11 protein-coding genes are annotated in these 13388 nt (G+C 60.0%); 10 read left to right on the forward strand and 1 reads right to left on the reverse strand.

Going from position 1 to position 13388, the window contains the following annotated elements:
• Positions 1-670: reverse transcriptase N-terminal domain-containing protein (locus tag BSU04_RS02140; RefSeq protein ID WP_179258177.1), on the reverse strand; the 670-nt coding region annotated here is incomplete at its 3' end.
• A gap of 1238 nt (positions 671-1908) precedes the next feature.
• On the opposite strand from BSU04_RS02140, the gene BSU04_RS02145 reads away from it, so the two are divergent.
• The 10 genes from BSU04_RS02145 (at position 1909) to BSU04_RS02190 (ending at position 13231) form a co-directional block, all read left to right on the forward strand.
• Positions 1909-2283, forward strand: a complete 375-nt coding sequence (locus tag BSU04_RS02145) for an Mth938-like domain-containing protein (RefSeq protein WP_089159090.1) — start codon at positions 1909-1911, stop codon at positions 2281-2283.
• 418 nt (positions 2284-2701) lie between these two features.
• On the forward strand, positions 2702-4375 hold the full coding sequence (locus BSU04_RS02150) for a glycosyltransferase family 39 protein (protein ID WP_089159091.1): 1674 nt from the start codon (positions 2702-2704) through the stop codon (positions 4373-4375).
• 126 nt (positions 4376-4501) lie between these two features.
• Positions 4502-4873 (forward strand): SMR family transporter, encoded by a 372-nt coding sequence (locus BSU04_RS02155; RefSeq protein ID WP_089159042.1) that lies wholly within the window; start codon positions 4502-4504, stop codon positions 4871-4873.
• 108 nt (positions 4874-4981) lie between these two features.
• On the forward strand, positions 4982-6145 hold the full coding sequence (locus tag BSU04_RS02160) for a DegT/DnrJ/EryC1/StrS family aminotransferase (protein WP_089159043.1): 1164 nt from the start codon (positions 4982-4984) through the stop codon (positions 6143-6145).
• A gap of 88 nt (positions 6146-6233) precedes the next feature.
• The gene (locus tag BSU04_RS02165; protein WP_089159044.1) at positions 6234-7262 is read left to right on the forward strand and encodes a glycosyltransferase; all 1029 of its coding nucleotides are present in this window, start codon (positions 6234-6236) and stop codon (positions 7260-7262) included.
• Positions 7263-7269: 7 nt separating this feature from the next.
• Complete coding sequence (locus BSU04_RS02170) at positions 7270-8310, forward strand: formyltransferase (RefSeq protein ID WP_089159045.1); 1041 nt, start codon at positions 7270-7272, stop codon at positions 8308-8310.
• The gene (locus tag BSU04_RS02175; RefSeq protein WP_089159046.1) at positions 8307-9356 is read left to right on the forward strand and encodes a bifunctional UDP-4-keto-pentose/UDP-xylose synthase; all 1050 of its coding nucleotides are present in this window, start codon (positions 8307-8309) and stop codon (positions 9354-9356) included. Before BSU04_RS02170 ends, BSU04_RS02175 begins: the two co-directional genes overlap by 4 nt.
• Before the next feature lie 9 nt (positions 9357-9365).
• Entirely contained in the window at positions 9366-10262 is an 897-nt protein-coding gene (locus BSU04_RS02180; protein WP_089159047.1) for a polysaccharide deacetylase family protein, read from the forward strand.
• A 165-nt stretch (positions 10263-10427) separates the two neighbouring features.
• A complete protein-coding gene (locus BSU04_RS02185; protein WP_089159048.1) occupies positions 10428-10889 on the forward strand; it encodes a peroxiredoxin in 462 nt (153 codons plus the stop codon).
• A 476-nt stretch (positions 10890-11365) separates the two neighbouring features.
• A complete protein-coding gene (locus tag BSU04_RS02190; RefSeq protein WP_089159049.1) occupies positions 11366-13231 on the forward strand; it encodes a PhoH family protein in 1866 nt (621 codons plus the stop codon).
• Positions 13232-13388 lie beyond the last annotated feature (157 nt).

The following is a 13388-nucleotide window of genomic DNA, read 5'->3' on the forward strand; positions in this document are numbered from 1 at the left end:
CTTGATAAATCAGGCCAGCCTTCAGCCACTTCCGGAGGATTGCTGTGTCCATCGGGACATTGCACTCCAACCAGTCATGGTTGATATGGTCAAAGCATCCCTTGATATCCGCTTCCAGCACCCAAGGAGCCGAGCCCTTGTCATGCAAGGATTTGAATAACTGAGACTGGGCATCGGCTGTCGAGCGATGACTCCTAAACCCATATGAGTTCGGGTCGCTCGTTGACTCCGCCACTGGTTCCAAGGCCAGCAAATACAAAGCTTGCATCGCTCTGTCATGCATGGTCGGAATGCCTAAAGGGCGTTCCTTTCCATTGGCCTTGGGGATAAAGACCCTCCGTAGAGGCAGAGGTCTGTATCCGCGCCGCTTCAACCGATCGACAGCAAGCCGTCGACTTTCAGGCGAATCCCATAGTTCACGATCGACTCCAGCCGTTCGCGCACCCTGGTTTTGTGTAACACGTCGTACCGCATGCAACTTGGCGGACAACGTGCGGGTCAACATCCGTTGCAAGGCTTTCACCCTGCGCCATTTGCCTTCCCGCGTCGCCTTCGCAATTCGAATCTGCATCCCTCTCACGTTCCGTTCAACCCGACGCCAATCTACGGCGTACCAGTCATCCGGCGCGTGGGAAAGCGCAGATCCAGTCTTCCGACTAGATACTTTCATGCTGCTCTCCTACTTGGAAAAGTCCCCGAGCAGAAGGCGCATCTCCCCCAGCGGGGTAGATACACCCCGCTGGGGAACAACAAACACCTCAGTACGGGCGCATGCACCCGTACCTAACCAAGACACAGAGGGTAGTCAGCCGTCTTGCGACGGTAGACCAGACGGAAGTCTGCCCGCTTTCGCGTGGAGTAATGTCTCAACTCCTATCCGGACCATTACAGCCCGACGTTCGCTTTTTCCGTCCTCCCATACCCGCACAATCAACAGCGTTCCTTACGGTCCGCCTGCCAGTCAAACCGCACTGGCAACCATACGGGCTTACCACGTTCCCGGCATGTCACACGACTGGCTTAGGTTCTGCCTATTCCCCGGCGGTCTGATGACGACGCAATCCGACCTTTCAACGGATTGTCCGACCGCGCACCGTTTGGTAAATGCCACTCAGCAGCTTAGGCACCGCATTATTAACGAGGTTTATCAGCAGTTCACTTACATTAACCTTACCAATCAGCCTTGCTCCTCGACCCCCTCACTGCTAGGAGTCTCCGGCTGAGCACCTCGCGGCACCCATCCGCCCGAACGTCCGGGGGCTACGTTGTCAGAAGAGCTTCAAACCCCACCGTTACCAGTGACGCATGTCTTCCTAGGCTACTGCTAGTCGTATAGCAGGTTCACTACCCGTCCCCAACTTGCGGAACCGAGCCGAACCATGACACACCGAGCTTTCGCTCGTATCCCGTAGCGAATCCGTTGCTTGACGCGCGGGACTTGCAAACATCACTCCGCCTTGTCGGCGGAGGTGAAGCCGCTGACAGGGCGGTACCTGACGGTAGTCAGGCAATTACAATGCGATTCCCGGTACGGACGGCATACAGAGAATCGCCTGTGGCGAAACCCTAAAATGCCCTACTGGGTCTCGCTTCACTACAAAGTGTTGGCCTCAAGGTGCCAACAAATGGTCGGCAGGGCAGTCGGGAATGAACTCCCAACTGATACCGACAGGTCGATGCCCGTAACGTGGGCTAACGGACACGAGCATGCGTGTCGCACGAAAAGTTATAATTTAGCGGATTATCCGTGACTTTCGCAATGCGCCACCGGCAAAACGCGTGCACATTGGCTTCATTCAGGTGCCCGCCCGAGCCGATGAAAGCGGCATTGTGCGCCAGGCCATCCGGTTGTCGAAGGCCTCTCGCGCAGTCACCTCTCGCCATCAACTTGCCTGTCGGAATACCGATTTGAAATTACATCAGGAAGCCAGCGGCGCGCTCAATACCATCACGAGTTACGGCGCCGATTACGTCGCGATCAATCTGCAACGCCATGAAGGCAGCATCATCGTGATGCCGGAAACACCGGTGATCGAGTGGCCCGTGTCGTCGTTCGAGGCGCTGACGCCGGAAGATTTTGACGCACTCATCGCGATCGCACCTGAGGTCGTCGTCTTCGGCAGCGGCACGCGCCTGCGTTTTCCGCATCCGCGACTCATCGCCAAGCTCTCCCAGCAGCGCATTGGCGTGGAGACAATGGATTTTGGCGCCGCATGCCGCACTTACAACATACTCATGTCGGAAGGCCGCCGGGTCGCGGCTGCGCTGCTGATCGAAGCGTGATCCCGGCTTGCCGGTGGAAGCTTGCACGAGCGCCGCGGCAACGCTGCGGCGCGGTCTCGGCGCGCCAGTGCGATAAACTGCCGCCCGGCGCCGGTAACGGTACGGCTATCGGCATCGGTAACACCTGTTTTCTGCGCATCGCAGGATGACGCACCGGTTCGCGATCGCCCGCCGCGCGGCGAAACGCACAAGTACTGGCCGTTTGGCTGGCTTGTGCGCTTTGTTGAACCAGCGGAACCTGCATGGACTAGCCGCGGGCCGGATGCGTGGCAAATGCGAGGCAAATGCGAAGCGAATACGCGGCGCGGCTTGCCGCAAACGCGCCTGTTAAGCCGGCCTTAAGCGTCATTGCTCCAAACTCGAGCCCCCCATGGATTTTGCTAGCGCCGCGAAAGCGGCATCGGACAGGTCGACTCTCATGAACGATATGCCTTCCCGGCTACCGCTCACACGCCTTTCACTTCTGTTGCTGATCGCGGCACTCGCCGTGATCTGGTTCGCGCCGCTGGGCCTGCGCCATCTCGTTCCAAGCGACGAAGGCCGTTACGCCGAAATGGCGCGCGAAATGTTCGTGACCGGCGACTGGATCACGCCGCGTTACAACGGCTACAAGTATTTCGAAAAACCGCCGCTGCAAACCTGGGCGAACGCGCTGACGTTCGCGTGGTTTGGTATCGGCGAATGGCAGGCGCGGCTTTATACCGCGTTGACGGGCTTTGCCGGCGTGCTGCTGATCGGCTATACCGGCACGCGGGTCTTCAACGGTGTAACGGGGTTTTGCGCGGCCGTCGTGCTTGCGACTTCGCCGTACTGGAACCTGATGGGCCATTTCGATACGCTCGACATGGGCCTGTCGTTCTGGATGCAACTCACGCTCTGCAGTTTGCTGCTGGCGCAGCGTCCGAACCTGCCGGCGCCCCAGGTCCGCCTCTGGATGTGGCTTTGCTGGGCCGGCATGGCGCTCGCGCTGTTATCAAAGGGGCTCGTCGGCCTGATCCTTCCGGGCGCGGTGCTGGTGCTCTACACGCTGATCGCGCGTGACTGGGCGCTGTGGCGCCGCCTCTATATCGGCAGCGGGCTGATCCTGTTCCTGTTAATTGCCGCGCCGTGGTTCGTTCTGGTCCAGATCAAAAACCCTGAGTTCCTCAATTTCTTTTTCATCGTGCAGCAATTCGCGCGATACCTGACCCCTGAACAGAACCGCCCGGGTGCGTTTTATTACTTCGTGCCGGTGTTGATCGTCGGATTCCTGCCCTGGCTCTCGGTGGCGTTCCAGAGCGTCCGGCATGCGCTGAAGGTACCGCGCCAGCCGAACGGCTTCGCACCGGTCACGCTGCTCCTGATCTGGTCGGCGTTTATCTTCTTGTTCTTCAGCGCGTCGCATTCGAAACTGCTGTCGTACACGCTGCCGATCGCGCCTTCCATCGCGCTGCTGATCGCTATCTACCTGCCGCTCCTCACGCGCGCCCAATGGCACAAACACCTGACCGGATACGCGGTGTTTCTTGTCGTGGCGGCTTTTGGCGCAATCTTTTTGGGCCGGATGGGCGGTGGCCACACGCCCAACGCGCTGTACAAGGAATTTCAGGTCTGGGTGTACGCCGCGCTCGCCGTAGCCTTCGTGGTCACGCTGGCTGCCATCTGGCTGAACCGGCGCAGTTCGATGGGTGGCGTGATGCTGCTGGGAACTGCCTGGCTGCTAATGGGCACGATCGCCGGCACCGGCCACGATGTGTTCGGCCGCGAAAGCTCGGGTGTGCAGTTGGTGCCCGCAGTAAGAGCCGCCATGGCCCGATTGCCCGCCGACACGCCGTTCTACTCTGTCGCCAAGCTCGATCACACCATGCCGTTCTATCTCGGCCACACCATGATCATGGTCCAGGAACCCGACGAACTGAAGTTCGGAGTCACGACGGAACCCCAGAAGTGGGTGCCGACCATCGACGAGTGGATCCAGCGCTGGAACACACAGCCCTACGGTCTTGCGCTGATGCCGCCCGGCCGGTACGACGAGTTGCTGGCGAAGCACGTACCCATGCAGGTAATAGCGCGGGACGATCGAAGAGTGATTGTCGAAAAACCGCAGCCTTGAAACAATGGCGCCGCGTGTTGACCGGACCACCGGCCGCCAGCGAATACAAAAGCCGGAGACGCCACGAGACGCCACGAAGTCTTACCGCCTCGCCGCGCTCCGAAAAAAACCCTATTACGGCCAACGATGAACCCGATATCCTTCATTTGCATCATCACCGGCGTCATGCTGAACGCCGGCGCCCAGTTGCTGCTCAAAGCGGGCGTGAACGCAGTCGGTCATTTCGAGTTCACGCCGGCAAACATCGTGCCGATCGGTTTCAAGATCGCCACGCAGTGGCCGATCATCGGCGGATTGGCATGCTACGTGATCAGCGTCTTCGTGTGGATCGTGGGATTGTCGCGGGTCGACGTCTCCATCGCGTACCCCATGCTCTCGCTCGGCTACGTGGTGAACGCGTTCGCGGCGTGGTATCTATTTGGCGAAATCCTGTCATTGCAACGGCTGGTAGGCATCGGCATTATCCTCATCGGCGTTGTGGTACTGACGCGAGGTTGAGGGGCTCAGGCGGCCAAAAGCGCTTGAGCGAACCTGAACCCGGCTGACACCGTGTGTCAAAGACTGTGTATCAAAGATCTCACCGTTCCTTTCCTTCGCAGAGCTTCTATGACCCAGAACGTGCCTTCCACTACGCTTGCCTTTCTGCCTTTCGTACGCGCCGAGATCGACGAAGAGACGATTCAGGGCGTCGTCGACGTTCTGCGTTCAGGCTGGATCACGACCGGTCCGCAAAACCAGCAGTTCGAAGCCGAACTGTCAGCCTTTTGCGGCGGCCGCCCGGTACGCACGTTCAATTCCGGCACGGCGACCATGGAGATTGGCTTGCGGATCGCGGGCGTGGGCGAAGGCGACGAAGTCATCACCACACCCATGACCTGGGTCTCGACCAGTAATGTGATCATCGAAACAGGCGCTACGCCGGTTTTCGCGGATATTGACCCGGTCACGCGCAATATCGACCTGGACCTGCTCGAAAAAGCCATTACGCCGCGCACCAAGGCAATCCTGCCGGTCTATCTGTCGGGCCTGCCCGTCGACATGGACCGGCTGTACGGTATTGCGCGCGAGCATGGCCTGCGCGTGATCGAAGACGCGGCCCAGGCGTTTGGATCGTCCTGGCGCGGCCAGAAGATCGGCTCATTCGGTGACATTATTTCGTTTAGCTTTCATGCGAACAAGAATGTCACGTCGATCGAAGGCGGCGCGCTCGTCCTGAATAACGAGGAAGAAGCCGTGCTCGCACAGAAGTACCGGCTGCAAGGCATCACGCGCACCGGCTTTGACGGCATGGATTGCGATCTCCTCGGCGGCAAATACAATCTCACCGATGTCGCTGCCCGCGTCGGCCTCGGCCAGCTCAAGCATGTGGAGCGTTTCACGGAACAACGCCGCGAGCTGGCACGCGCATACTTCGAGAGTTTCGCCAACGGCGCGGCCGTGCGAGTGGGCGTGCAATTGCCGGTGCCGAATTTCACCGACAGCAACTGGCACATGTTCCAGATCGCACTGCCGCTCGAGCGCCTGTCGCTTACGCGCTCGGCGTTCATGGGCCTGATGAAAGAACGCGGCATTGGCACGGGCATGCATTACCCGGCACTGCACCTGTTCACGTTGTATCGCGGACGCGGGTTTCACGAAGGCATGTTCCCGCACGCCGAAAAATATGGCGCATCTACGGTCACACTGCCGCTTTTCACGCAGATGACCCAGGACGACGTGACACGCGTCGTGCATGCAGTCAACGAAATCTGCGCGGCGCACACCATCTAAGCAGCGCAGGCAAGCACGTCACGCGGATGGCACAGCAAAACAAGAAGCACATTTTTCACCACGGACACCTAGCGGAACCATCGTCAACATGAGTCAAACGGATTTTCTGCCGACCGGCCCGGAATTAACGGTCGTGGTCCCGGTGTACAACGAAGAAGAAGGCCTCGACGCTCTCTTCTCCCGCCTGTTTCCCGCGCTTGACGCGCTCGGCGCGACGTATGAAGTGATCTTCATCGACGACGGCAGCCGCGACAAGTCGGCGAGGTTGCTCGCCCAGCAGTTTCGCGCGCGGCCGGACACAACGCGCGTGATCCTGCTGAACGGCAACTATGGCCAGCACATGGCCATTCTTGCCGGCTTCGAACAATCGCGCGGGGAACGCGTCATTACGCTCGACGCCGATTTGCAGAATCCGCCCGAGGAAATTGCCAAGCTGCTCGAGAAGATGCGGGAGGGTTACGACTACGTCGGCACGATTCGCCAGCAGCGCCAGGACAGCTTCTGGCGCAAGAAGGCGTCGCGCTTGATGAACCGGCTGCGCGAGCGCATCACCCGCATCAGGATGACCGACCAGGGTTGCATGTTGCGCGGTTACAGCCGGCACATCATTGACACCATCAACCGCTGCGGTGAAATCAATACCTTCATTCCGGCGCTGGCCTATACGTTCGCGCAGAACCCGATTGAAATCGATGTCGCGCATGAAGAGCGCTTCGCAGGTGAATCGAAGTACTCGCTGTACAGCCTGATCCGCCTCAATTTCGACCTGGTGACCGGATTCTCGGTCGTGCCGCTGCAGTGGTTGTCGTTCATCGGTGTGATCCTGTCGGTGGGGTCCGCGGGCCTGTTCCTGCTGCTGTTGGTTCGACGCTTCATGTTCGGCGCGGAAGTTGAAGGTGTGTTCACGCTGTTCGCCATCACCTTCTTCATGCTCGGCGTGATCATCTTCGCGCTTGGACTGCTCGGCGAATATATCGGCCGGATCTATCAGCAAGTGCGCGCGCGGCCGCGTTACCTGGTGCAGACCATCCTGGAAGAGCGCGACGGCAAGCTCGCGCGAACCATGCCACGCCAGGAAGCGGTAGCAGCAATCAGTCGCGAGGTCGATCCGCTATGAGGCCGCTATGAACCCGGCGGCTACCGCTGCCAGCGCTACAAGCGCCGCGCGGGCTCCACGCGCGAAGCCTCGCGCGGTCGTGTTCGCGTATCACAACGTCGGCGTGCGCTGCCTGCAGGTCCTGCTCGCACGCGGCGTGGAAGTCGCGCTCGTCGTCACGCACGAAGACAATCCGGACGAGAACATCTGGTTCGGCAGCGTGAAGACGGTCGCAGCGGATCATGGCATCACGGTCATCACGCCGGCCGATCCCAAGTCGCCCGAACTGCATGACGCAATCAGCGAACTCGCGCCGGACTTCATCTTCTCGTTCTATTACCGGCACATGCTGCCGGTCGGCCTGCTCGCGCTTGCCGCCCGCGGCGCGTACAACATGCACGGTTCGTTGTTACCGATGTATCGAGGACGCGTGCCCACCAATTGGGCCGTGCTGAACGGGGAAACAGAAACGGGTGCGACGCTGCACGAGATGGCCGCAAAACCCGACGCCGGAGCGATCCTCGCCCAGACGCCCGTGCCCATTCTCCCCGACGACACCGCCGCGCAAGTCTTCGACAAAACCACCGTCGCCGCAGAACAAACCTTGTGGCGTGTCTTGCCGGCTTTGATCGCGGGCGCAGCGCCGCATTTGCCAAACGACCTCACGAAAGGCAGCTACTTCGGCGGCCGGAAGCCGGAGGATGGCCGCATCGAGTGGTCGCAAACCGCGCAGCAGGTCTACAACCTGATTCGCGCCGTCGCGCCGCCCTATCCGGGGGCTTTTACGGACATCGGCCAGCAGCGGTTTATCATCGCGCGGGCTCGTCTCGTGCCCGAAAACGGCTTGCCGGGTATCGACGCCGAGACCCTGCGTGAGGTTTCGAATTTGCCCCCTGGCCTGCACGTGAAGGATAATGCGCTGTTTGGCGTATGCGGCGACAGCCGCATCGTCGCCATCCGTGAATTACGGCAACCATTCGTGGACGAAAGCCAGACTCCAGCCGGCGGCGAACGCGTCGTCAGTCCCGCCGAATTCGGCCGACTCACTCAATCCCTTCCTCATTCATGAAAAAAGTCCTGATCCTGGGTGTCAACGGCTTCATTGGCCACCACCTCTCCAAGCGCATTCTCGAGACGACCGACTGGGAAGTCTTCGGCATGGACATGCAACGCGACCGTCTCGGCGACCTCGCCAATCACGAGCGCATGCATTTCTTCGAAGGCGACATCACGATCAACAAGGAGTGGGTCGAGTATCACATCAAGAAGTGCGATGTGATCCTGCCGCTGGTTGCCATTGCCACGCCGGCCACCTACGTGAAGCAGCCGCTTCGCGTGTTCGAACTCGACTTCGAAGCGAACCTGCCTATCGTTCGTTCGGCTGTGAAATACGGCAAGCATCTGGTTTTTCCGTCGACGTCCGAGGTGTACGGCATGTGCACCGACGAGCAATTCGATCCGGAAGAATCGCAACTGAGCTATGGCCCGATCAACAAGCCGCGCTGGATCTACGCGTGTTCGAAGCAGTTGATGGACCGCGTGATCTGGGGTTACGGCATGGAAGGCCTGAACTTCACGCTGTTCCGCCCGTTCAACTGGATCGGCCCGGGCCTCGATTCGATCTACACGCCAAAGGAAGGCAGCTCGCGCGTGGTCACGCAATTCCTGGGTCACATCGTGCGCGGTGAAAACATCAGCCTCGTCGATGGCGGCGCGCAAAAGCGCGCGTTCACGGATATTGACGATGGCATCGGCGCGTTGATGAAGATCATCGAAAACAAGAACGGAGTGGCGACGGGCAAGATCTATAACATCGGCAATCCGAGCAACAACTTCTCGGTCCGTGAACTCGCGCACAAAATGCTGAAGCTCGCCAACGAGATCAGCGAGTACGCTGAGAGCGCGAAGACGGTTCAACTCGTGGAAACGTCGTCGGGCGATTATTACGGCGCGGGTTATCAGGACGTGCAAAACCGCGTGCCCAAGATCGACAACACCATCGAGGAACTCGACTGGAAACCGGTCGCGACCATGGACGACGCGTTGCGCAAGATCTTCGAAGCCTATCGCGGCGATGTGGGCACGGCGCGGCGCCTTGTCGAAGATCAGTCTTAAGGACGGCGCGTGGCTCGCATCGTTCTGAAAATCGACGTCGACACCTTGCGTGGCACGCGCGAAGGCGTGCCGAATCTCGCGCGCCTGCTCGACAAATACCACGCCCGCGCCACGTTCCTGTTCAGCCTAGGACCCGATCACACCGGCTGGGCATTGCGCCGCGTGTTTCGCCCTGGATTTCTCAAGAAGGTGTCACGGACGTCGGTGGTCGAGCATTACGGCATCAAGACGCTTATGTACGGCGTGCTTCTGCCGGGCCCGGACATTGGCCGCCGCGCGGTTGCCGAAATGCGCGCGATTCATGAAGCGGGTTTCGAGTGCGGCATCCACACGTGGGATCACGTGTACTGGCAGGACAATGTCCGTGCCGGCGATCGAGAGTGGACAGCCAGCCAGATGCAGCGCAGTCACGCACGTTTTGCCGAGATCTTCGGCACACCGCCCGTTACGCACGGCGCGGCGGGCTGGCAGATGAACGGCTATGCGTTCGAACAGATCGACGCCTGGGGCATGAAATACGCGTCCGATGGTCGTGGCCACACGCCCTACATTCCGGTGCTCGACGGCCGGACGCTGAATCACGTCCAGATGCCCACCACATTGCCTACGCTGGATGAAATCCTCGGTGTGGGTGGCGTGGACGTGGGCAACGTGGCCGCGCATTTGCTGGGTCTCACGTCGAAGCAGGCGCACGATCAGGTCTACACGCTGCACGCCGAGCTGGAAGGACAAAAGCTGGCCGCGGTATTCGAGCAATTGCTGGCCGGCTGGCGTGCGCAAGGTCACAGCTTCTGCACGATGGGCGACTATCATGCGGCGCTGGACCGCGCGACGCTGCCCACGTACCCTGTCGCGTGGGGCGAGATTCCTGGTCGCGCGGGCGAGCTGATACTCCAGCCGGACTAACGCTGGTTGTGTCTGTTTTCCCGGCCGTTTTCTCGCCTGTATCTGTCGCTGGCTCGGCTGGGCAGCTGCAGCCTTTCCCGGATCCGCACTACCGTTCCAACGTGCTCGCTCTCCAGAAACTGGCGCACGAGCCACGCGTCTACCGATAAAAAATGGAGAAACTTCGTGCCGATCGCAGTCGATCAACCCGTTCCCGATTTCACCGCGCCCGCAACCGGCGGCGAGTTTTCGCTGTCCAGTTTGCTAGGCAAGAAAGTCGTGCTGTTTTTTTATCCAAAAGACAACACGCCCGGCTGCACCACGGAAAGCCTGCAGTTCCGTGATCTTTATGCGCAATTCAAGAAAGCGGGCGCTGAAGTGATCGGCATCTCGCGTGACAGCGTGAAGTCGCACGACAACTTCAAGGCGAAGCTGGAACTGCCGTACACGCTGGTTTCCGATTCCGACGAGGCGATTTGCACGCTCTTTGGTGTCATCAAAATGAAGAAAATGTATGGCAAGGAAGTGCGCGGAATCGAGCGTTCGACCTTCCTGCTGGACGCGAAGGGCGTGCTTCGCCGGGAGTTCCGTGGCGTAAAGGTTCCAGGCCACGTCGAGCAGATTGTGGAAGCTGTACAAGCGCTTTGAGGCACGTTATATTGATTCGCAATGAGCGCTTGCCCTTCCCTCCATTTCTCTTTACGTAGCGTCCGGTGTTTCGCGGTTTTCCCCGCGACCGGCACGGGGTCCCGCTACACGCCACGCCGGCAATCCAGGGGCGTGGCGGAAGTTGAAAGGCGCTTTGAAGCAGGCGCTGTCGAGCCGCTGGTCCCATCGTCCGGGACGGCGGCTTTTTTGTTTGCGGACGCTCCCTTACCCGCAGCGTGTGCGCCCTGGGCGTCCCGCGCCGTCCGTGCGTTTCATCCCCGTTTTCTTCAGGACGCAACTTCCAAGGAGCCGATCGAAATCTAGGCGAACCGGCGTTTTCGAAACCGAAGCGCGTCTCCGGGCGCAAACTGCATAGACCAACGGCCTCCTGGCTAAAAGCCTGAAGGCCTGAAAGACTCACGCAGGATGCGACAGGCGACGCACGACATACGATCCGAATCCTATCGAGGAAAACCATGCCTTTGCCTACCGCACCCGTCAAGCTCGGCAACCTCCTGCCGTCTGAAGAATACAAAGCCAAAGCCCGGCCTGCCCGATCATCGAAAAAGCAGGCAAGCGACGGCGATCTAGTTGAAACCGAAACCGATTTTGGCGCGAGCGTCGGCGCTTCGCGGCCTGCTGCCGCGAACACCGCCAATACGTTGCGCGCAATAGCAAGCGAGACGCTTGCGAACGCGGCCAAAGGCTCAGCGGTAGAAGCCTCCGACGCAGCGCCCGCCGCGCGCACACGCCGTGCGAAACAAACCGCGGCGTTGCTGCAACCCGCTGCCGCACCGGCCGAACAGGTCGAAACCACACCGGCTGTCGCCCGCACGCCGGTCGAAGCACGCGCGCCGTCGCGCTCGGAAGCACCGGCCGCGCCCGTGGCCACAGCGGGTCAACCACGTGGTCAGCAAAAGCGCCGCCAGCGTGGCCAGCCGGAAAACGAGATCGGCAAGCTGTTCGTGCTCGACACGAACGTGCTGATGCACGATCCGTCATCGCTGTTCCGGTTCGAGGAGCACGACGTCTATCTGCCCATGATGACGCTCGAGGAACTCGATAACCACAAGAAGGGCATGTCGGAAGTGGCGCGCAATGCGCGTCAGGTGAGCCGTACGCTGGATGCATTGGTGGCGCACGTCGGCGAGATGTCCGCCGGGTTGCCGTTGTCCGCGCTGGGCAATCGCGATGCGACCGGCCGCCTGTACTTCCAGACCACGCTGACTGACATTGAGCCGGTTGAAGGGCTGCCGGTCGGCAAGGCCGACAACCAGATTCTCGGCGTGGTTCGCGCGCTGCAGAAGGAGCGCACGGATCGCCAGGTCGTGCTGGTGTCGAAAGACATCAACATGCGTATCAAGGCCCACGCGCTCGGCCTGCCCGCTGAAGATTATTTCAACGACCAGGTGCTGGAAGACAAGGACCTGCTCTATTCCGGCGTACGCGCGTTGCCTTCGGATTTCTGGACGAAGCACGCGAAGGGCATGGAAAGCTGGCAGGACACCAAGACGGGCACGACGTATTACCGTGTGACCGGTCCGCAATGCGCGTCCATGCTGGTGAATGAGTTCGTGTATTTCGAGCCGCAGAACGGCGAACCGTCGTTCTACGGCATCGTGCGCGAGTTGAATGGCAAGACAGCGCTGCTGCAAACGCTGCGTGACTACAGCCATCACAAGAACAACGTGTGGGGCATTACGTCGCGTAATCGCGAGCAGAATTTCGCGTTGAACCTGCTGATGAACCCCGACGTGGATTTCGTCACGCTGCTGGGTCAGGCCGGTACCGGCAAGACCCTGATGGCCTTGGCCGCCGGCCTCGCTCAAGTGCTCGACGACAAGCGCTATAACGAGATCATCGTGACACGTGCGACGGTTCCGGTTGGCGAAGACATCGGCTTCCTGCCGGGTACGGAAGAGGAGAAGATGCAGCCGTGGATGGGTGCATTCGATGACAACCTCGAAGTCCTGCAAAAGACCGACGACGCCGCCGGCGAATGGGGCCGCGCCGCCACGCAGGAACTGATCCGATCGCGCCTGAAGGTGAAGAGCATGAACTTCATGCGCGGCCGGACCTTCGTGGACAAATACGTGATCATCGACGAGGCGCAGAATTTAACGCCCAAGCAGATGAAGACGCTCGTCACGCGCGCCGGTCCGGGCACGAAGATCGTGTGTCTGGGCAATATCGCGCAGATCGATACGCCGTATTTGACCGAGGGCAGTTCGGGCCTGACTTACGTGGTTGACCGCTTCAAGGGCTGGACGCATAGCGGTCACGTCACGCTCGCGCGTGGCGAGCGCTCACGTCTGGCGGATTACGCGTCCGAGATTCTTTAAATTTTCGACACGCTTTGAAAGCCCGGCAAGCATCGCTTGCCGGGCTTTTTTGCGTCTTTTCATCGTTTTTGAGCTTGAAAACACGTTTCTCCGAAGCAACACTTACAGCGTAAACCTCAAGTGACTTATCAAGAAAACTTGCTCGTGCCCCGTCTGA

The organism is Caballeronia sordidicola (genome assembly GCF_002220365.1).
Classification (GTDB): Bacteria; Pseudomonadota; Gammaproteobacteria; order Burkholderiales; family Burkholderiaceae; genus Caballeronia; species Caballeronia sordidicola_C.